Raw genomic sequence first — 20,530 nt, 5'->3', positions numbered from 1 at the left:
TAAACAGGAGCCGTTAAGACATGCCTAATTTCTTTATCGATCGCCCGATTTTTGCGTGGGTGATCGCCATTATCATCATGTTGGCAGGGGGGCTGGCGATCCTCAAACTGCCGGTGGCGCAATATCCTACGATTGCTCCGCCGGCAGTAACGATCTCCGCCTCCTACCCTGGCGCTGATGCGAAAACAGTGCAGGACACGGTGACACAGGTTATCGAACAGAATATGAATGGTATCGATAACCTGATGTACATGTCCTCTAACAGTGACTCCACGGGTACCGTGCAGATCACCCTGACCTTTGAGTCTGGTACTGATGCGGATATCGCGCAGGTTCAGGTGCAGAACAAACTGCAGCTGGCAATGCCGTTGCTGCCGCAAGAAGTACAGCAGCAAGGGGTGAGCGTTGAGAAATCGTCCAGTAGCTTCCTGATGGTTGTCGGCGTTATCAACACCGATGGCACCATGACGCAGGAGGATATCTCCGACTACGTGGCGGCGAATATGAAAGACGCCATCAGCCGTACGTCGGGCGTGGGTGACGTTCAGCTGTTCGGTTCACAGTATGCGATGCGTATCTGGATGAACCCGAATGAACTGAACAAATTCCAGCTAACGCCGGTTGATGTCATTACCGCCATCAAAGCGCAGAACGCCCAGGTTGCGGCGGGTCAGCTCGGTGGTACGCCGCCGGTGAAAGGCCAACAGCTTAACGCCTCTATTATTGCTCAGACGCGTCTGACCTCTACTGAAGAGTTCGGCAAAATCCTGCTGAAAGTGAATCAGGATGGTTCCCGCGTGCTGCTGCGTGACGTCGCGAAAATTGAGCTGGGTGGTGAGAACTACGACATCATCGCAGAGTTTAACGGCCAACCGGCTTCTGGTCTGGGGATCAAGCTGGCGACGGGCGCGAACGCGCTGGATACCGCTGCGGCAATCCGTGCTGAACTGGCGAAGATGGAACCGTTCTTCCCGTCGGGTCTGAAAATTGTTTACCCGTACGACACCACACCGTTCGTGAAAATCTCTATTCACGAAGTGGTAAAAACGCTGGTCGAAGCGATCATCCTCGTGTTCCTGGTTATGTATCTGTTCTTGCAGAACTTCCGCGCGACGTTGATTCCGACCATTGCCGTACCGGTGGTATTGCTTGGGACCTTTGCCGTCCTTGCCGCCTTTGGCTTCTCGATAAACACGCTAACAATGTTCGGGATGGTGCTCGCCATCGGCCTGTTGGTGGATGACGCCATCGTTGTGGTAGAAAACGTTGAGCGTGTGATGGCGGAAGAAGGTTTGCCGCCAAAAGAAGCCACCCGTAAGTCGATGGGGCAGATTCAGGGCGCTCTGGTCGGTATCGCGATGGTACTGTCGGCGGTATTCGTACCGATGGCCTTCTTTGGCGGTTCTACTGGTGCTATCTATCGTCAGTTCTCTATTACCATTGTTTCAGCAATGGCGCTGTCGGTACTGGTGGCGTTGATTCTGACTCCGGCTCTTTGTGCCACCATGCTGAAACCGATTGCCAAAGGCGATCACGGAGAAGGTAAAAAAGGCTTCTTCGGCTGGTTTAACCGCATGTTCGAGAAGAGCACGCACCACTACACCGACAGCGTAGGCGGTATTCTGCGCAGTACGGGGCGTTACCTGGTGCTGTATCTAATCATCGTGGTCGGCATGGCCTATCTGTTTGTGCGTCTGCCAAGCTCCTTCTTGCCAGATGAGGACCAGGGCGTATTTATGACCATGGTTCAGCTGCCAGCAGGTGCAACGCAGGAACGTACGCAGAAAGTGCTCAATGAGGTAACGAATTACTATCTGACCAAAGAAAAGAACAACGTTGAGTCGGTGTTCGCCGTTAACGGCTTCGGCTTTGCGGGACGAGGTCAGAATACCGGTATTGCGTTCGTTTCCTTGAAGGACTGGGCCGATCGTCCGGGCGAAGAAAACAAAGTTGAAGCGATTACCATGCGTGCAACACGCGCTTTCTCGCAAATCAAAGATGCGATGGTTTTCGCCTTTAACCTGCCCGCAATCGTGGAACTGGGTACTGCAACCGGCTTTGACTTTGAGCTGATTGACCAGGCTGGCCTTGGTCACGAAAAACTGACTCAGGCGCGTAACCAGCTGCTTGCAGAAGCAGCGAAGCACCCTGATATGTTGACCAGCGTACGTCCAAACGGTCTGGAAGATACCCCGCAGTTTAAGATTGATATCGACCAGGAAAAAGCGCAGGCGCTGGGTGTTTCTATCAACGACATTAACACCACTCTGGGCGCTGCATGGGGCGGTAGCTATGTGAACGACTTTATCGACCGCGGTCGTGTGAAGAAAGTTTACGTCATGTCAGAAGCGAAATACCGTATGCTGCCGGATGATATCGGCGACTGGTATGTTCGTGCTGCTGATGGTCAGATGGTGCCGTTCTCGGCGTTCTCCTCTTCTCGTTGGGAGTACGGTTCGCCGCGTCTGGAACGTTACAACGGCCTGCCATCCATGGAAATCTTAGGCCAGGCAGCACCGGGTAAAAGTACCGGTGAAGCAATGGAGCTGATGGAACAACTGGCGAGTAAACTGCCTACCGGTGTTGGCTATGACTGGACGGGGATGTCCTATCAGGAACGTCTCTCCGGCAACCAGGCACCTTCACTGTACGCGATTTCGTTGATTGTCGTGTTCCTGTGTCTGGCGGCGCTGTACGAGAGCTGGTCGATTCCGTTCTCCGTTATGCTGGTCGTTCCGCTGGGGGTTATCGGTGCCTTGCTGGCAGCCACCTTCCGTGGCCTGACCAATGACGTGTACTTCCAGGTAGGCCTGCTCACAACCATTGGGTTGTCGGCGAAGAACGCGATACTTATCGTCGAATTCGCCAAAGACTTGATGGATAAAGAAGGTAAAGGTCTGATTGAAGCGACGCTTGATGCGGTGCGGATGCGTTTACGTCCGATCCTGATGACCTCGCTGGCGTTTATCCTCGGCGTTATGCCGCTGGTTATCAGTACTGGTGCTGGTTCCGGCGCGCAGAACGCAGTAGGTACCGGTGTAATGGGCGGGATGGTGACCGCAACGGTACTGGCAATCTTCTTCGTCCCGGTATTCTTTGTGGTGGTTCGCCGCCGCTTTAGCCGCAAGAATGAAGATATCGAGCACAGCCATACTGTCGATCATCATTGATACAACGTGTAATCACTAAGGCCGCGCAAGCGGCCTTTTTTAGATGCATAACCTACGAGTTGAATGGGGAACTGAACAATCAACTCAGAATCTCATATGAAAACCAGTATTAACTTCGCATAAAATTCATAAAAAATACTGATTGTTAGTTAATTTATATTAAGCAGGGCTAATAGATTTAATAATCCATAATCATTTAGAGGCTTTTCTTAATTATTTGCGGTAATTCTTTATTCATTCCTCGGTTATTACGACATATTCAGAGCATTCCTGGTATTAGTGTGACCAATTTCATCAGGCGATAATCTTGAAATGTTATGAACAGTTCGAGCAAACTGCTTTTACCTGCAGCGGGTTGGTGCTAGTATGAAAAAATGAGTCCTATCCCGCTTCCTTCCTATTTGTAATTTTTCGTAATAATGCGATGAAAACCTGCAAAGAGTGGCTTATAGTTAAGCTAACAAACGAGAGGGCAAGTCCAGGTCAGTAAGTTTTTTCCATCCCGAAAGGTGTCCGTTAGTTCAACCGCTAAGAAGGGGACGCGTTATGGATGAATACTCACCCAAAAGACATGATATCGCACAGCTTAAGTTTCTCTGTGAAACCCTGTATCATGATTGCCTTGCAAACCTTGAAGAAAGCAACCATGGCTGGGTTAACGACCCAACCTCGGCGATCAACCTCCAGTTGAATGAACTGATTGAGCATATTGCGACCTTCGCACTTAATTACAAAATTAAGTATAATGAAGACAATAAGCTCATTGAGCAGATCGACGAATATCTGGATGACACCTTTATGTTGTTCAGTAGTTATGGTATTAATATGCAGGATCTTCAAAAATGGCGGAAGTCAGGTAATCGACTATTCCGTTGTTTTGTCAATGCGACGAAAGAGAATCCTGCGAGTTTATCTTGTTAGAATTATTACAACCATGGGTAGAAGTATGTCCGAAAAACCTTTAACGAAAACCGATTATTTAATGCGTTTGCGTCGTTGCCAGACAATTGACACGCTGGAGCGTGTTATCGAGAAAAATAAATACGAATTATCAGATAATGAACTGGCGGTATTTTACTCAGCCGCAGATCACCGCCTCGCCGAATTGACTATGAATAAACTGTACGACAAGATCCCTTCCTCAGTATGGAAATTTATTCGCTAATAAATAATTGGCTTTCGGAGCTATAACCAGCTGTTTATTAAGAATTTTATACTTTATCGCCATGAAGGCGCACCCTATGTGATCTTCATCACACAGACGTAATGGGAACGTTCTCTTCACTGACTTTTCGTCTTACTGTGTTGCCGCATTTTCAGCAACCGGAGGTCAGTAATGAGCACAGAAAAAGAAAAGATGATTGCTGGTGAGTTGTATCGCTCGGCAGATGAGACGTTATCTCGCGATCGCCTGCGCGCTCGTCAGCTTATTCACCGATACAATCATTCCCTGGCGGAAGAGGAAACATTACGCCAGCAAATTCTCGCTGAATTATTCGGTCAGGTGACAGAGGCTTATATTGAGCCAACGTTTCGCTGTGACTATGGCTATAACATTTTTCTCGGCAATAATTTTTTCGCCAACTTCGATTGCGTGATGCTTGATGTCTGCCCTATTCGCATCGGTGATAACTGTATGTTAGCGCCAGGTGTTCATATCTACACGGCAACACATCCCATCGACCCTGTAGCACGTAATAGCGGTGTTGAACTGGGGAAACCCGTCACCATCGGTAATAACGTCTGGATTGGCGGACGCGCAGTCATTAACCCTGGTGTGACCATTGGTGATAACGTCGTGGTAGCCTCAGGTGCAGTTGTCACAAAAGATGTCCCGGACAATGTTGTCGTGGGCGGTAATCCAGCCAGAATCATTAAAAAATTGTAACCTGTTTTTCGCAACTGTTATGCAAAATCGTGGCAAATCTGTTACTTTCCCTCTACTATTCCCACGTTAAAATAGGGTGTTCCCTGGAAAGTTGCAGATACCACGAAGGCAAACGATGACCGAAATACAACGCCTGCTGACCGAAACGATTGAGTCTCTGAATACCCGCGAAAAACGCGACAACAAACCCCGCTTTAGTATCAGTTTTATCCGTAAACATCCGGGGCTGTTTATCGGTATGTACGTTGCTTTTTTTGCCACCCTGGCGGTGATGTTGCAGTCCGAAACGCTGTCAGGCTCTGTCTGGCTACTGGTTGTATTATTTATCCTGCTTAATGGTTTCTTCTTTTTCGATGTCTACCCACGCTACCGCTATGAAGATATCGACGTGCTTGATTTCCGCGTTTGCTATAACGGCGAATGGTACAACACGCGCTTTGTACCTGCCGCGCTGGTTGAAGCCATCTTGAACTCTCCGCGTGTCGCGGATGTTCATAAAGAACAACTGCAAAAAATGATCGTCCGTAAAGGTGAACTGTCTTTTTACGATATTTTTACCCTCGCTCGCGCCGAATCAACATCTTAAGTTAGGATTACATACCAGGCGTAAAGCTCTACGCCTGGTCAAATGACAACGATCGTTTCCACCCATCGCTTCATGAAATACCAGCTCTACCTCCTTATCTCCTGCCAGCCTTTTTCCACAATCAGATATACTTTCCCTACACTGTGTTAATAAGGATATGCTGGTGAGAACACGACATCTGGTCAGCCTGATTTCGGGAGTACTGATTCTTTCAGTATTACTGCCTGTCGGCTTAAGCATCTGGCTGGCCCATCAGCAAGTACAAACATCGTTTATTGAAGAGCTGAATACTTATTCCTCCCGCGTCGCTATTCGGGCCAATAAGGTGGCGATACAAGGGAAAGATGCTCTGCAGGAGCTGGAAAGGTGGCAAGGTGCGGCCTGTAGCGCAGCCCATCTCATGAAAATGCGTCGGGTATCTTACAGTTATCGCTATATTCAGGAAGTGGTCTATATCGATAACAACGTTCCCCAGTGTTCGTCTCTGGAGCATGAAAGCCCACCCGATGCCTTCCCCGAGCCAGGTAAAATTTCGAAAGATGGTTATCGGGTCTGGTTAACATCGCATAACGATTTAGGCATTATCCGTTACATGGTCGCTATAGGAACGGCACATTATGTCGTCATGATCGACCCCGCTTCCTTTATTGATGTCATTCCCTATAGCTCATGGCAAATTGATGCCGCCATTATTGGCAATGCCCATAATGTTGTCATAACCAGCAGCGATGAAATTGCTCAGGGAATTATTACCAGGCTACAAAAAACACCCGGTGAGCATATCGAAAATAATGGAATTATTTACGATATCCAGCCCTTCCCGGAGATGAATATTTCGATCATCACCTGGGCTTCAACGAAAATGTTGCAGAAAGGCTGGCATCGGCAAGTCTTTATTTGGTTACCGCTCGGGTTGGTGATTGGCCTGCTGGCAGCGATGTTTGTGCTGCGTATTTTGCGCCGTATCCAGTCACCGCATCATCGGCTGCAGGATGCTATCGAAAATCGTGATATTTGCGTGCACTATCAGCCGATTGTCTCCTTAGCCAATGGAAAAATTGTCGGTGCTGAGGCACTGGCGCGCTGGCCGCAGACAGACGGTAGTTGGTTGTCACCAGATAGTTTTATTCCGCTGGCACAGCAAACGGGGCTTTCTGAGCCGTTGACGCTACTGATTATAAAAAGTGTCTTTGAAGATATGGGCGACTGGCTGCGTCAGCATCCGCAGCAGCATATTTCGATCAATCTTGAATCCACCGTGCTCACCTCGGAAAAAATCCCGCAATTGCTGCGTGAAATGATCAATCACTATCAGGTTAATCCCAGACAGATCGCGCTTGAACTCACTGAACGCGAGTTTGCCGATCCGAAAACCAGCGCCCCGATAATTTCTCGCTACCGGGAGGCGGGCCATGAAATTTATCTCGATGATTTTGGTACGGGGTATTCAAGTTTAAGCTATTTACAGGATCTGGATGTCGACATTCTGAAGATCGATAAATCTTTCGTTGATGCGCTGGAATATAAAAATGTCACGCCACATATCATCGAAATGGCAAAAACACTGAAACTGAAAATGGTAGCGGAGGGAATCGAAACCAGTAAACAAGAAGAGTGGCTACGCCAGCATGGCGTGCACTACGGCCAGGGCTGGCTCTATAGCAAGGCATTACCGAAAGAGGATTTCTTACGCTGGGCCGAGCAACATTTGTGAATTTTTGGGCTGACGGCACGCCGCACAGCCCGTCACGCTACCTATTCGTCGATGATTGACTCGAATCCGCCATAGATCATTCGCTTGCCATCAAACGGCATGGACTCGCCGAACTCCTTCATCCGTGGGTCCGACATCATCTTTTGATTAGCAGCGTCGCGGACCTCTTTTGAAGGGTATTCAATCCAGCTAAAGACAACCTCTTCATTCTCTTCCGCTTTCACCGCCATACGAAAATCGGTCACTTTGCCATCCGGTACATCGCTGGCCCAGCATTCGACAATACGAAGCGCGCCAAACTCTTTAAACAATGGCGCGGCCTTAGCGGCCATTTCCCGATAGGCATCCTTTTTATCGGCAGGAACGGCAACCACAAAACCATCAACATACTTCATCAGACATACCTCCGAAGCGTACTGCGCAGCCAGACAATTCTTGCGACGTCAGTTGTGGTTAAAGTTTAGCCATGTTGGGATTTTTTGACGAAACGGGGGGAGGCAGAAATGGGTGGGGGCCCTGCCAGCTACATCCCGGCACACACGTCATCTGCCTTGGCTGCTTCCTTCCGGACCTGACCTGGTAAACAGAGTAGCGTTGCGGGAGAACCAACAGAGCCCCCATTGAGAGCGTTGAGAACCAACGCGCAGGCGCATTATCACTGCTGCCCCGGCTAATTGCAACCCATTGCGTGCCAGATGCTGGTTTCTTGCGCAATGCGGCTTCACTCGGGCGTTTTTCCAGATTATGCTGAAAAATTACCTCAGGAAGAAAAGATGGAAAAAGAAGATTCATTTCCCCAACGCGTCTGGCAAATCGTAGCCGCTATTCCCGAAGGCTATGTCACCACTTACGGTGATGTGGCGAAACTGGCGGGCTCGCCCCGCGCCGCGCGCCAGGTGGGTGGTGTGTTAAAGCGTCTCCCGGAAGGCAGCACCTTGCCCTGGCATCGGGTGGTTAATCGCCACGGCACCATTTCGCTAACCGGACCGGATTTACAGCGTCAGCGACAGGCATTACTGGCAGAAGGTGTGATGGTGTCAGGAAGAGGGCAAATCGACTTGCAGCGTTATCGCTGGAACTACTAACCCTCTCCGGGCGGAGAGGGTTAACTTCGCTTAATATTGCGTAGGAGCTGGAACTGCCGAAGACGGATTCACCTGGGTTGGTGAAGTTGATGGTACGGTAGTCGTTGCGCCCCCGCTGGCCTGAACCGGCACGGCGGTTTGCTGCACCGGCACCAATGTCAGGTCAGCTTTAGTTCCGCCCTGGTTGATCACCGGCTGAACGGTATCGGTAATAAATACCAGTTTGTCATTCACGGTAATCGCCGCACTCAACAGAATACGCGCGTTCGGCTGAACATCTGCCGGGTTAAATGGCAGAACAAAGCTGAATGGTGACTGTTTGCCTTCGGTACGCACCGCTTTCTGCGCCAGTACTTTTGACGGTGCATCGGCTAACGACGCGTCAGAAAGTGTCACGGTCAGCACGGCATCAGGCGGCAGTGCGACTTTCTGACGGATCCAGACGGTACCGGAAACATTCGGTTGCTGGATAGCAGGTTGCTGTGTTGCTGAAATAGAGGTATTTGCAGCCGGTGCTGGCGTCTGAATATCCGCGCTTTTATCTGCGCAAGCCGCCAACGCAATCGCAACCGCTAAACCACTGACCATGTGCACGAGTTTCATTCACTTCTCCTTATTATCAATGCACCAGCGGGCTAACTTTCCTCGCCGGAAGAGTGGTTAACAAAATAGTAACGTCAACAAGTGTGGCACACATCACGCATTTCTGCCTGTAATTGGCTAGTAATTCAGACTATTGCACCCATCGGACCAGTGGCAAATTTGCGTTATACTCAACTCACTTTGGCTTGCTGCGGCAGCTTTGTTACTGGAGAGTTATATGAGTCAGGCGCTAAAAAATTTACTGACATTGTTAAATCTGGAAAAAATTGAGGAAGGACTCTTTCGCGGCCAGAGTGAAGATTTAGGTTTACGCCAGGTGTTTGGCGGCCAGGTCGTGGGTCAGGCCTTGTATGCTGCAAAAGAGACCGTCCCTGAAGAGCGGCTGGTACATTCGTTTCACAGCTACTTTCTTCGCCCAGGCGACAGTAAGAAGCCGATTATTTATGATGTCGAAACGCTGCGTGACGGTAACAGCTTCAGCGCCCGCCGGGTTGCTGCTATTCAAAACGGTAAACCGATTTTCTATATGACAGCCTCTTTCCAGGCTCCGGAAGCGGGTTTCGAACATCAAAAAACAATGCCGTCCGCGCCAGCGCCTGATGGCCTGCCTTCGGAAACGCAAATCGCCCAATCGCTGGCGCACCTGCTGCCGCCAGTGCTGAAAGATAAATTCATCTGCGATCGTCCGCTGGAAGTCCGTCCGGTGGAGTTTCATAACCCACTGAAAGGACATGTCGCAGAACCACATCGTCAGGTGTGGATCCGCGCAAATGGTAGCGTACCGGATGATCTGCGCGTTCATCAGTATCTGCTCGGTTACGCTTCTGACCTTAATTTCCTGCCGGTAGCTTTACAGCCGCACGGCATCGGTTTTCTCGAACCAGGGATTCAGATAGCAACCATCGACCATTCCATGTGGTTCCATCGCCCGTTTAATTTGAATGAATGGCTGCTGTATAGCGTGGAGAGCACCTCGGCGTCCAGCGCACGCGGCTTTGTGCGCGGTGAGTTTTATACCCAGGACGGCGTGCTGGTTGCCTCGACCGTTCAGGAAGGGGTAATGCGTAATCACAATTAAAAAAACAGCCGGAGGTGAAAACCGTCCGGCTGTTTTTTGCAGTGCTTATTACGCGTTATAGGCATTTTCACCGTGGCTGTTGACGTCCAGCCCTTCTCGTTCCTGCTCTTCCGGTACACGCAGACCAACCGTCAGATCCGCCAGTTTGTAGCCGATAAAAGCCACCACACCAGACCAGACAATCGTAATGGCAATACTTTCCAGCTGTACCAGCAGCTGATGCCCCATCGTCACACCTTCGGCAAAACCCACTCCGCCCAGCGAACTGGCGGCAAAAATCCCAGTCATGATACAGCCGACAATGCCACAAACGCCGTGCACACCGAAGACATCGCAGGGATCATCCACCCGCAGCAAGCGTTTGAGCATGGTAACGCCCCACAAGCCCGCCAGACCAGCGACTACGCCGATAATCAACGCGCCGCCAACACCAATGTAGCCACAGGCTGGCGTCACGCCGACCAGACCGGCAATCGCGCCAGAACACGCCCCCAGCAGTGAAGGCTTACCGCGCAGCGCCCATTCACCGAAGATCCAGCCAAGAATTGCCGCCGCCGTTGCGACCACAGTATTCACAAATGCCAGTGCTGCGATTTCATTCGCCATGCCCGCTGACCCGGCATTAAAGCCAAACCAACCGATATAGAGAATGGCAGTCCCGGTGAAGACCATCGGCAGGTTGTGCGGTTTAAACGCCTCTTTGCCGAAGCCCACGCGTTTGCCAATTAGATATGCGCCCACCAGACCTGCAATAGCGGCGTTAATGTGCACCACCGTGCCACCCGCAAAATCCAGCGCACCGTGAGAAGCCAGCAAACCGCCGCCCCAGACCATATGCGCAATCGGAATGTAAGAAAGCGTCAGCCACACCACCACGAAAATCAGCACAGCTGAGAAGCGGATCCGTTCCGCCAGTGCCCCGACGATCAAGCCGACGGTAATGCAGGCAAACGATCCCTGAAACGCCACGTGGATATACTGATAAATGCTGCCCATCACCGCCGTCAGTTCGATGTTTTTCAGCATCAACCAGTTAATGTTACCGAAGAAGTTGTTGCCCTCACCAAACGCCAGCGAGTAGCCGTAAACCACCCAGAGAATGCAGACCAGAGCAAACGTCACCGTCACCTGCGTCAGCATCGACAGCACGTTTTTGCCGCGAATTAACCCACCGTAAAACAGGGCAATCCCCGGAATAGTCATAAACAGCACCAGCGCAGTACAAATCATCATAAACGCATTGTCGGCTTTATCGGCCACCGCAGGTGCAGCCATTACCAGTCCCGGCAGCATCGCCAGTGAAGCAAGCCCAGTTTTTATCGTCGCTATCTTCATTTTTCGTTCCTGTTGCTGTGTGCCAGAGATTACAGCGCCGCTTCGTCGGCTTCGCCGGTACGAATACGAATGACGCGTTGCAATTCAGCGACGAAGATTTTGCCGTCGCCAATTTTTCCGGTGTAAGCCGCCTTGCTGACGATATCGATCACTTCATCGAGTTGGTCATCAGCAATCGCCACATCAATTTTTACTTTTGGCAGAAAGTTGACGCTGTATTCCGCCCCCCGGTACAGCTCGGCATGCCCTTTCTGACGCCCGAAACCTTTCACTTCGGTGACGGTCAGGCCCTGAATACCAATGGAAGATAACGCTTCACGAACGTCTTCCAGCTTGAATGGTTTGATTATCACGGTCACCAGCTTCATAGATCCCCTCCGGTCAGAATTCGGTAATGGTTCTGCTACACAAATAAGGTATTGCAAGCGGTGTGCCAGAAATGAAAAACGAGAAAGAGAGCAGGAAGTTAAGAAGATTGAAAACAAAAACGCACTATGACAGTGCACAGTGCGTTACATTTTTGCACCAACGATGAAATATTGCGCTATTCAGGCGCTCAATGATTCATCTTCACGCACGCTGGCTGCCAGCTCTTCGCCCGCAAGTTGCAGTTGATACATCTGCCAGTAGCGCCCCTGGGCGGCCAGCAGTTGCTGGTGAGTCCCCTGTTCCACGGCTTGCCCACGATGAAGCACCAGAATGGTGTCGGCATCGACAATGGTCGATAAGCGGTGAGCAATCACCACAAGCGTAGTGTGTTCACGCACCGCCGCCAGTGCGTGTTGAATCGCCTGTTCAGTACCGGAGTCAATGCTGGCGGTTGCCTCATCAAGGATCAGGATTTGCGGCGTCTCCACCAGCACGCGCGCCAGTGCCAGCAGTTGCTTTTGCCCAACCGAGAGATTATTCCCCTGCTCGCCCAGCGGCGTATAAATACCATCACTCATGCTGCGCGCCAGCTCCGCCAGTTGCACGGTTTCCAGCGCCTGCCAGACACGTTCTTCGGAGATATCACGTCCCAGCGTCACGTTGGCGAGGAAGGTATCCGCCAGTACCACCGGATCTTGTTGCACCATCGCCACGCCCTGGCGCAGCACGCTGTGACTTAGCGAACTTAATGGACGACCATCAAGGCGAATCTCACCTTCCGTTAGCGGGTAATAGCCCATCAATAAACTGGCGAGGGTACTTTTTCCACTGCCGGTATGCCCCACTAGCGCCACAAAGTTACGCGAAGGCACAGAGAGATTAATATTCTTCAGCACCAGATTGTTATCGCGATAAGCAAATGACACGTTATCGACTTCAATGGTGCCGCTCTGCAACGGGCGATCATCATTGCCATATTGCTGGCGCGGCCCGTCCATCAACTCAAACACGCGCTCACCAGCAACAACAGCCTGTTGCAGCATCGCTTGTTGCGTGGTCAGTTCGATTAAGGGTTCGTTAAGCCGCCCAAGATAGCTGATAAACGCATACAGTACGCCCACTTCAATGGTACCGCTGGCGGAGAAGCCAAACAGCATCAACAAGCCACAAAGAATGAGCGATGAAAACAGACTCAGCAGCGGACGCAGCAGAAAACCGTCGAGGCGCAGGGTTTGCATCCTCGCCATATAGTGTGAACGACTGGCCTCACCCATACGTTCGCCAAATCGCGCCTGCTGACGGAACTGCTGGATGACGCTCATGCCATTGATGATTTCGTTAAAGCCGTCGTTGATATCTGCCAGATAGGCGCGCACACGACGGACAATCGGCGTGCTGTAACGCTGGTATATCACCATTACCACCAGCACCACCGGGAAAATCATTATCGCTACCAGCGCCATTCGCCAGTCGAGACTAAACATCGCCACCAGCATCGCACCCACCAGGGCGGCGCTACGCAGGACCGTTGCCACTACGGTAACGTAGAGGTCGCGGATCACTTCAGTATCATTGGTAACGCGGGAAATCACCTGCCCGACCGGCTGAGTATCAAACTCACTCAACGGTTGGCGTAACGCAGCATCCATCACGTCGGTACGCAACTGTTGCACTACACCTACTGCCGCCCGATTAAACAGCAGCGACTGCGCGTAATGTAGCCCGGCGGCAAACAGTTGTAGCCCAACATACGCAGCAGCCAGCCCGGCAACCACTTTCAACGGCAGGTTATTTTTCGCCACCATATTGTCGATAAAATAGCTGATAAGCAGCGGCCCGCTGACTTCTGCCGCCGCCGCAACCCACATCATCAGGACCGCGATCCCCAACGGTTTACGCCACGGCGAACCGTACGCTAACAGGCGCTTGAGAGTCGGCCACAGTTGGCTAAAACTACGCATCGATGGCCTCCTCGCGAATTTCCGGAGCGTCGTCGAGCGCCGCCTCCAGTTGTTGATAGCGATACATATCGCGATACCAGCCGCTTTGTTGTGCCAGCACATCATGATTGCCACGCTGGGCGATATGTCCGTGCTGCATCACAATAATTTCACTGGCTTCCGTCAGTGCCGAAAGGCGATGGGCACTGATGATTACCGTTCTTCCCTGCCCCCACTGACGCAGGTTATGCAGGATCTGGTGCTCTGTGCGTCCGTCCACCGCCGAAAGCGCATCATCAAGGATGAGGATTTCCGCGTTGACTAATAACGCACGAGCAATGGAGATACGCTGTTTTTGCCCACCAGAAAGCATCACGCCGCGCTCGCCCACCTCTGTATCGTAACCTTGCGGTAGACGCAAAATATCGTCATGTACGCTGGCTAACCGCGCGACATGCTCAATCTCTTGCTGTGTGGCATTCGGGCAACCCAGCGCGATGTTGTTCGCCACGGTGTCGGAAAAAAGGAATGGCGTCTGGCTGACCACCGCCAGGCGGCTACGCCAGCTATCGAGTTGTAACTTCGTCAGAGGAATATCATGAAAGCGAATATCCCCCTCGCTGACGTCGAAATGACGCTGAATGAGCGACAACAGGGTACTTTTGCCGGAACCAGTCGGCCCGCAGATACCCAGCATCTGACCGGGTTTCAGGGCGAAATTGACGTTTTCCAGCGCAGGATGGTCAGTCTGCGGATACATAAACTGGCGAATATTTACATCCAGTTCACCACGACCTTCGGGCACGGGTTCGCTACCATCGTTCACCACCGGCGCTTCCGCCAGCATCGCGCGAATACGGCTGTACGCAGCACTACCACGCTCCACTATGTTAAACATCCATGCCAGCGCCAGCATCGGCCAAATCATCAGACCTAAATACATCATAAAACTGGTGAGCTGGCCCAGCGTTAAACTGCCCTGCACCACCATCCAACTACCGCCGCCAATCGCCAGCAAGTTCGCCATACCAATCGCGATATAGATGGTCGGGTCGAAACGAGCATCAATACGCGCCACCCGCATGTTTTTTTTGCCGGTATCTTCGGCATCCGCGGCAAATAACGCCGACTGGCGATCTTCCAGACCAAAGGCTTTGATCATGCGGATACTGGTGAGGCTTTCCTGGGTGCGGTCATTAAGACTGGAAAACGCCGCCTGTGCCAGCTTAAAGCGTTCATGCAAGGCATCGCCGTTGCGCTTAATCATGATCGCCATCACTGGCATAGGTAACAGGGCAAATAAGGTCAACTGCCAGCTAATTTGCGTAGACATCATAATCAACACAGCGCAGCCCATCACCAGTGAATCCACCAGCGTCAGCACCCCTTCTCCGGCGGCAAACACGACCCGATCGACGTCATTGGTCGCACGAGCCATGAGGTCACCCGTGCGATGACGCAGGTAAAACTCAGGATGCTGCCGGCTTAGCTGACGGTAATAATCTTCACGCAGTTCAACAGCCAGTTGATAAGACGCGCCAAACAGCAATACGCGCCAGACGTAACGCAGGAGATAAACCACAACAGCAATCAGCACCATGGTGGCGATCCACATCAGGATCTGCCCGGTAGTAAAGTGTTGTTCTGTCACGCCATCGACAACAATACCAACCACTTTCGGCGGAACCAGTTGCAGCATCGCGATAATGACAAGCAAGGCAACAGCCCCGAGATAGCGACGCCATTCCCGACGGAAATACCAGCTTAATTGAGCAAATAATCGCACGCGTAGTGTCCTGACCTGATTCTGGATATTTATTCGATGGGTAAAGAAGTGGTGTATTTAATCTGTTCCATCGCGAAGCTGGAAGTGACGTCCGACAGCCCCGGCACGCTGTTTACCAGACGCTTATAAAACTCGTCGTAGCGTTTCATATCGGCAACCTGGACGCGCATCAGATAATCGTATTCCCCGGCCATGCGCCAGAACCCCAGCACTTCTGGCATTTCAGTAACCACCGTCACAAAGCGGCAATACCATTCGCTGCTGTGATGTTGCGTTTTTATCAGCACAAAGGCGGTCAGACCGAGGCCAATTTTTTCCGGGTCCAACAGGGCGACTTTGCCGATAAGGATACCGTCATCCTCCAACCGTTTCAGTCGCTTCCAGCAAGGCGTGGTTGTCAGATTAACGGCTTCAGCCAATGCCTGCAAAGAGAGGGTGCAATCCTGCTGTAGTAAGGCCAGCAGCTTACGGTCAATTTTATCTAACATAACCCTTCCACAGAGAAATTTTTTCTCTTTTAATTCTATTTTAAAGGTGAAATCGCGACAATTTATTCTGTGCGGTTTAAACACCACGGCACAAAATGACAAATTCAACGCAAAAAAAACCGGGCAATTGCCCGGTGCTGGAAGGGATCTCGTTATTCGGGGGAATAAGGTAGATGTGGATAGTCCAGCCAGTGTGTCAAATAGTGAGAGACAGCCTGATTTCGGCAGTGTCCAATCACCGGTAAATGAGGGAGCTCCGCGCGCAGTTGCGGCATCGCATTGCCCATAATAAAGCCGCTACCGACGCTGCCTAACATTTCGCGATCGTTCATCGCATCACCAAAGGCCATGCAATCGCGCAACGATAAACCTAAATGTTGGGTCAGCACCGTCAATGCAGCGCCTTTATTGCAGCCCACCGGGAGCACTTCGAGGCAATCAGTCGCGGAAAAACACAAATGTGCACGCTCGCCTAATGCTTCGTGTAGTTGGATCTGCAAGCGTGTAAGATCGTCGTGATCGCCACAGAAGCAGATCTTGGTGACGCGATCGAGTGGCATTTTTTTAACATCGATTATCTGATAACGAAAACCGCTATAGACAAATGCCTGCAACAACGCAGGGATCTCTTTTCCGGTAAACCAACCATCGTCATTGAAAATATGCATGCTAGCTCGGGTATCCCATTGCTGATACAGCACCAGCTCTGCCACATCCGCAGGTAAATCATCACGATGTAAAAGTTCACCTTCCAGAGAATGCACGCGCGTTCCGTTGCCGGTAATCAAATACGCATCCAGCGATAGCGCCCCGAGAATATGCTGCATCTCCAGCGCATGACGACCTGTGGCGAAAGTGAGGGTAATGTCGCGTTCACGCAGTCGTGCCAAAGTAGAGAGTGTTTTCTCACCTAAATGATGGTCAGGCATCAATAAAGTGCCGTCCATATCAAATGCTGCCAGACGAGCCATTTCTTTCTCCACTCTGTGACACGGTTAATAGCGATTGAGTATCACCTGATATATACGGAAGTAATAGTGAATAGTTAAATAATATTGTTCCGGGTTTATATGCGACTGCTCAACCGTCTTAACCAGTATCAACGTCTGTGGCAACCTTCCGCCGGAAAGCCGCAAACCGTCACCGTCAGCGAACTGGCCGAACGCTGTTTTTGCAGCGAACGCCATGTTCGTACGCTGTTACGCCAGGCACAGGAGGCGGGATGGCTGGAGTGGCAGGCGCAGTCAGGACGCGGAAAGCGCGGTCAACTACGCTTTCTGGTCACGCCAGAATCGCTACGCAATGCGATGATGGAACAGGCGCTGGAAACCGGAAAGCAGCAAGATGTGCTGGAGCTGGCGCAACTGGCCCCAGGTGAGCTGCGGACCCTGTTACAGCCGTTTATGGGCGGACAATGGCAAAACGATACGCCCACGTTGCGTATTCCCTACTATCGCCCGCTCGAACCGCTACAACCGGGCTTTTTGCCCGGCCGTGCCGAGCAGCATCTCGCCGGACAGATATTTTCCGGCCTGACCCGCTTCGATAATAATACCCAGCGCCCGATTGGTGATTTAGCGCATCACTGGGAAACCTCTGCTGACGGGTTACGCTGGGACTTTTATCTTCGTTCAACCCTACACTGGCATAACGGCGATGCAGTAAAAGCCTCACACTTACACCAGCGGTTATTGATGCTGTTACAACTGCCAGCACTGGGTCAATTATTTATTAGCGTGAAGCGTATTGAAGTCACCCATCCGCAGTGTCTGACCTTCTTTTTACATCGCCCCGATCACTGGCTTGCGCACCGGCTGGCGAGCTACTGCAGCCATCTGGCGCATCCGCAATTCCCCCTGATCGGCACTGGTCCTTTTCGCTTAACACAATTCACAGCGGAACTGGTGCGCCTGGAGAGCCATGATTATTACCATTTGCGTCATCCGCTGCTTAAAGCGGTTGAGTACTGGATAACTCCGCCGCTTTTCGAAAAAGATTTGGGAACCAGTTGTCGGCATCCCGTGCAAATCACCATCGGCAAACCGGAGGAGCTGCAACGCGTCAGCCAGGTCAGTAGCGGCATCAGTTTAGGTTTTTGCTATTTAACGTTGTGCAAAAGTCCCCGACTGTCCCTCTGGCAGGCGCGAAAAGTGATCTCCATTATTCATCAATCCGGTTTATTACAAACGTTAGAAGTCGGAGAAAACCTGATCACCGCCAGTCATGCATTACTGCCTGGCTGGACTATTCCACAATGGCAAGTACCGGATGAAGTCAAACTACCGAAAACCTTGACGCTGGTTTATCACCTACCGATAGAACTTCATACCATGGCAGAACGCCTACAGGCGACACTGGCAGCGGAAGGCTGTGAACTCACGATTATTTTTCATAACGCAAAAAACTGGGACGACACGACCCTACTAGCACACGCAGACCTCATGATGGGCGACAGGTTAATTGGCGAAGCACCGGAATATACCCTGGAGCAATGGCTGCGTTGCGATCCACTGTGGCCACATGTTTTCGACGCTCCAGCATATGCACATTTGCAATCGACACTGGACGCGGTGCAAGTAATGCCTGATGAGGAAAACCGATTTAATGCCCTGAAAGCGGTTTTTAGCCAGTTAATGGCAGATGCGACGCTGACGCCGCTGTTCAACTATCACTATCGCATTAGCGCCCCTCCCGGCGTGAACGGTGTGCGGCTGACACCGCGAGGCTGGTTTGAATTTACCGAAGCCTGGCTTCCCGCGCCGTCGCAATGAATAGCTGGTCCGGGTTAATCGCAGGCGTTACCATAACGCTTTTATTGTTCAAGCAGGATTATCTATGAAACGTGCTGTCGTTGTGTTCAGTGGAGGCCAGGATTCCACCACCTGTCTGGTGCAGGCATTACAACAATATGATGAAGTCCATTGCGTGACGTTCGATTACGGTCAGCGACATCGCGCAGAAATCGACGTGGCACGCGAACTGGCGCTGAAACTGGGGGCACGCGCGCATAAGGTTCTTGATGTAACGCTGCTCAACGAACTGGCGGTCAGTAGCCTGACACGTGACAGCATTCCGGTGCCTGATTATGAACCTGAAGCTGATGGCATCCCGAATACGTTTGTCCCTGGGCGTAATATTTTGTTCCTGACACTGGCGGCAATATATGCGTATCAGGTAAAAGCAGAAGCCGTAATTACCGGCGTCTGCGAAACGGATTTCTCCGGTTACCCGGATTGCCGCGATGAGTTTGTGAAAGCACTAAACCATGCCGTCAGTTTAGGCATGGCGAAAGATATTCGTTTTGAAACGCCGCTGATGTGGATTGATAAAGCGGAAACCTGGGCGCTGGCTGATTATTACGGCAAACTAGATTTAGTCCGTAACGAAACGTTGACCTGCTATAACGGCATTAAAGGCGACGGTTGCGGTCATTGTGCGGCGTGTAATTTACGCTCCAACGGTTTGCATCATTATCTGGCCGATAAACCGACGGTGATGGCAGCGATGAAGCAGAAAACCGGGTTGAAGTAATTATTCCGGGTGTCGCCGGATGCGGCTTGAGCATCCGGCACCACAAAACGTTTACTTAACCATCTGCTCCAGCTTTTCGCGCAATTCCCCTTCCAGAGCTAATGCTTTCTGCGTTTTAAGATCAATACAAACAAACGTAATAAGCGCATCCGCGACCACCTGCCCTTCCGGCTCCAGTGTAATGACCTGGCTTAAGATGCCGCTTTTACCGTTTAATTGCTGCAACTGACTGGTAATGGTTAACAGGTCGCTTAATACCGCCGGGCGACGATAGTTAATATTGATATTGACCACGACGAAGGCGATGTTATGGGCCGTCATCCACTGAAAACTGTCGCTATTTTCCAACCCATCCCAGCGGGCTTCTTCGAGAAACTCAAGGTAGCGGGCGTTGTTTACGTGCTGGTAAACGTCGAGATGATATCCACGAACTTTGATTTGTGTTTGCATAGCGCAATAACCTTACGTTGTTGTTATAAGAACTGTTATAAGTACAGAGGTCATAACTGGTATGACCTCTTCAGTCTGGCAAAAATTTGCCACTATGCAAATTAATTACAGGGTTAATACCGCCAGATTACGTTCCACCAGCGAATTGCCCATCCCCGGCACCTGCTTGAGATCCTCCACCGTTTTAAACGGACCGTACTCTTCGCGATAACTGACAATCGCCTGCGCCTTCTTCAGGCCAACGCCATTCATCGCGCGGGCTAACTCTTCCGCGCTGGCATTATTAATGCTGACCCGGGTACCTTCTTCGTCACTGGCTTTAGTCGGTACTGCTGCTTTACTTTGTGCTGCAGGAGCTTCCGCTTTGGTTTCTACCGTTGTCGGTTTCGCCGCAGGAGCTGCCGCCAGCGCGCTATGAGACATTCCGGCACAGGCCAGGGACAGGGTAATGAGCAGTGCTTTAATTCCGTGTTTCATACTGTTTTCTCCTTGTTTGTTAACAGTGGA

The 20,530-nt window shown here is 51.2% G+C and carries 20 protein-coding genes and 1 other RNA gene; 10 read left to right on the top strand and 11 right to left on the bottom strand.

Translation table 11 applies throughout. The features are described 5' to 3' along the window. The first annotated feature begins 20 nt into the window (after positions 1–20). The 6 genes from acrB (at position 21) to pdeB (ending at position 7,358) form a co-directional block, all read left to right on the top strand. Positions 21–3,170 carry an efflux RND transporter permease AcrB gene (acrB, locus tag BGE37_RS10220; RefSeq protein ID WP_001132480.1) on the top strand — a complete coding sequence of 1,050 codons (3,150 nt, stop codon included), beginning with the start codon at positions 21–23 and terminating at the stop codon, positions 3,168–3,170. Between the two features lie 546 nt (positions 3,171–3,716). Further along, positions 3,717–4,091 carry an Hha toxicity modulator TomB gene (gene tomB, locus BGE37_RS10215; RefSeq protein WP_000344800.1) on the top strand — a complete coding sequence of 125 codons (375 nt, stop codon included), beginning with the start codon at positions 3,717–3,719 and terminating at the stop codon, positions 4,089–4,091. Between the two features lie 25 nt (positions 4,092–4,116). After that, positions 4,117–4,335, top strand: coding sequence for an HHA domain-containing protein (locus tag BGE37_RS10210; protein ID WP_001291435.1), 219 nt, complete (start codon positions 4,117–4,119; stop codon positions 4,333–4,335). Positions 4,336–4,506: 171 nt separating this feature from the next. Continuing rightward, positions 4,507–5,058 (top strand): maltose O-acetyltransferase, encoded by a 552-nt coding sequence (maa, locus tag BGE37_RS10205; RefSeq protein ID WP_105277205.1) that lies wholly within the window; start codon positions 4,507–4,509, stop codon positions 5,056–5,058. A gap of 115 nt (positions 5,059–5,173) precedes the next feature. Next, the gene (locus BGE37_RS10200) at positions 5,174–5,644 is read left to right on the top strand and encodes a YlaC family protein (RefSeq protein ID WP_000136192.1); all 471 of its coding nucleotides are present in this window, start codon (positions 5,174–5,176) and stop codon (positions 5,642–5,644) included. 163 nt (positions 5,645–5,807) lie between these two features. Continuing rightward, on the top strand, positions 5,808–7,358 hold the full coding sequence (gene pdeB / locus BGE37_RS10195) for a cyclic-guanylate-specific phosphodiesterase PdeB (RefSeq protein WP_001353400.1): 1,551 nt from the start codon (positions 5,808–5,810) through the stop codon (positions 7,356–7,358). 41 nt (positions 7,359–7,399) lie between these two features. Here pdeB and BGE37_RS10190 read toward each other — a convergent pair whose 3' ends face one another. Then, a complete protein-coding gene (locus BGE37_RS10190) occupies positions 7,400–7,753 on the bottom strand; it encodes a DUF1428 domain-containing protein (protein ID WP_000878140.1) in 354 nt (117 codons plus the stop codon). A gap of 119 nt (positions 7,754–7,872) precedes the next feature. Next, positions 7,873–7,969: signal recognition particle sRNA small type (ffs, locus tag BGE37_RS10185), an RNA gene on the bottom strand. A gap of 162 nt (positions 7,970–8,131) precedes the next feature. Here ffs and BGE37_RS10180 point away from each other — a divergent pair. After that, positions 8,132–8,443: an MGMT family protein gene (locus BGE37_RS10180; protein ID WP_000409907.1), complete on the top strand. Its 312-nt coding sequence runs from the start codon at positions 8,132–8,134 to the stop codon at positions 8,441–8,443. A gap of 30 nt (positions 8,444–8,473) precedes the next feature. Here BGE37_RS10180 and BGE37_RS10175 read toward each other — a convergent pair whose 3' ends face one another. Further along, a complete protein-coding gene (locus BGE37_RS10175; RefSeq protein ID WP_021566079.1) occupies positions 8,474–9,046 on the bottom strand; it encodes a YbaY family lipoprotein in 573 nt (190 codons plus the stop codon). A gap of 217 nt (positions 9,047–9,263) precedes the next feature. Between BGE37_RS10175 and tesB the strand changes: the two genes are divergently transcribed. Continuing rightward, entirely contained in the window at positions 9,264–10,124 is an 861-nt protein-coding gene (gene tesB, locus BGE37_RS10170) for an acyl-CoA thioesterase II (RefSeq protein ID WP_000075876.1), read from the top strand. 48 nt (positions 10,125–10,172) lie between these two features. Here tesB and amtB read toward each other — a convergent pair whose 3' ends face one another. The 6 genes from amtB to cof form a co-directional block, all read right to left on the bottom strand. Further along, positions 10,173–11,459, bottom strand: a complete 1,287-nt coding sequence (amtB, locus tag BGE37_RS10165) for an ammonium transporter AmtB (RefSeq protein WP_105277203.1) — start codon at positions 11,457–11,459, stop codon at positions 10,173–10,175. A 29-nt stretch (positions 11,460–11,488) separates the two neighbouring features. After that, positions 11,489–11,827 (bottom strand): P-II family nitrogen regulator, encoded by a 339-nt coding sequence (gene glnK / locus BGE37_RS10160; RefSeq protein ID WP_000780338.1) that lies wholly within the window; start codon positions 11,825–11,827, stop codon positions 11,489–11,491. Positions 11,828–12,007: 180 nt separating this feature from the next. Next, positions 12,008–13,789: a SmdB family multidrug efflux ABC transporter permease/ATP-binding protein gene (locus tag BGE37_RS10155; RefSeq protein ID WP_074500882.1), complete on the bottom strand. Its 1,782-nt coding sequence runs from the start codon at positions 13,787–13,789 to the stop codon at positions 12,008–12,010. After that, positions 13,782–15,554, bottom strand: a complete 1,773-nt coding sequence (locus BGE37_RS10150; RefSeq protein ID WP_032183483.1) for a SmdA family multidrug ABC transporter permease/ATP-binding protein — start codon at positions 15,552–15,554, stop codon at positions 13,782–13,784. The genes BGE37_RS10155 and BGE37_RS10150 overlap by 8 nt, the downstream gene beginning before the upstream one ends. 29 nt (positions 15,555–15,583) lie before the next feature. Continuing rightward, complete coding sequence (gene decR / locus BGE37_RS10145) at positions 15,584–16,042, bottom strand: DNA-binding transcriptional regulator DecR (RefSeq protein ID WP_000884589.1); 459 nt, start codon at positions 16,040–16,042, stop codon at positions 15,584–15,586. Between the two features lie 152 nt (positions 16,043–16,194). Further along, positions 16,195–17,013 (bottom strand): HMP-PP phosphatase, encoded by an 819-nt coding sequence (gene cof, locus BGE37_RS10140; RefSeq protein WP_001353404.1) that lies wholly within the window; start codon positions 17,011–17,013, stop codon positions 16,195–16,197. Between the two features lie 99 nt (positions 17,014–17,112). Here cof and BGE37_RS10135 point away from each other — a divergent pair, with 99 nt between their 5' ends. Together BGE37_RS10135 and queC are read left to right on the top strand one after the other, a co-directional pair. After that, positions 17,113–18,813, top strand: a complete 1,701-nt coding sequence (locus tag BGE37_RS10135; RefSeq protein WP_105287992.1) for an SgrR family transcriptional regulator — start codon at positions 17,113–17,115, stop codon at positions 18,811–18,813. Positions 18,814–18,877: 64 nt separating this feature from the next. Next, a complete protein-coding gene (gene queC, locus BGE37_RS10130) occupies positions 18,878–19,573 on the top strand; it encodes a 7-cyano-7-deazaguanine synthase QueC (RefSeq protein ID WP_000817234.1) in 696 nt (231 codons plus the stop codon). 51 nt (positions 19,574–19,624) lie between these two features. Here queC and fadM read toward each other — a convergent pair whose 3' ends face one another. Then, positions 19,625–20,023, bottom strand: a complete 399-nt coding sequence (gene fadM / locus BGE37_RS10125) for a long-chain acyl-CoA thioesterase FadM (RefSeq protein ID WP_001194534.1) — start codon at positions 20,021–20,023, stop codon at positions 19,625–19,627. 105 nt (positions 20,024–20,128) lie between these two features. Beyond that, positions 20,129–20,500 (bottom strand): helix-hairpin-helix domain-containing protein, encoded by a 372-nt coding sequence (locus BGE37_RS10120; RefSeq protein WP_000680297.1) that lies wholly within the window; start codon positions 20,498–20,500, stop codon positions 20,129–20,131. Positions 20,501–20,530: the final 30 nt, after the last annotated feature.

It is taken from the genome of Escherichia sp. MOD1-EC6300, assembly GCF_002965045.1.
Classification (GTDB): domain Bacteria; phylum Pseudomonadota; class Gammaproteobacteria; order Enterobacterales; family Enterobacteriaceae; genus Escherichia; species Escherichia coli_F.
The sequence above is the reverse complement of the archived record's forward strand: the minus strand, read 5'-3'. Positions and strand labels throughout refer to the sequence as shown.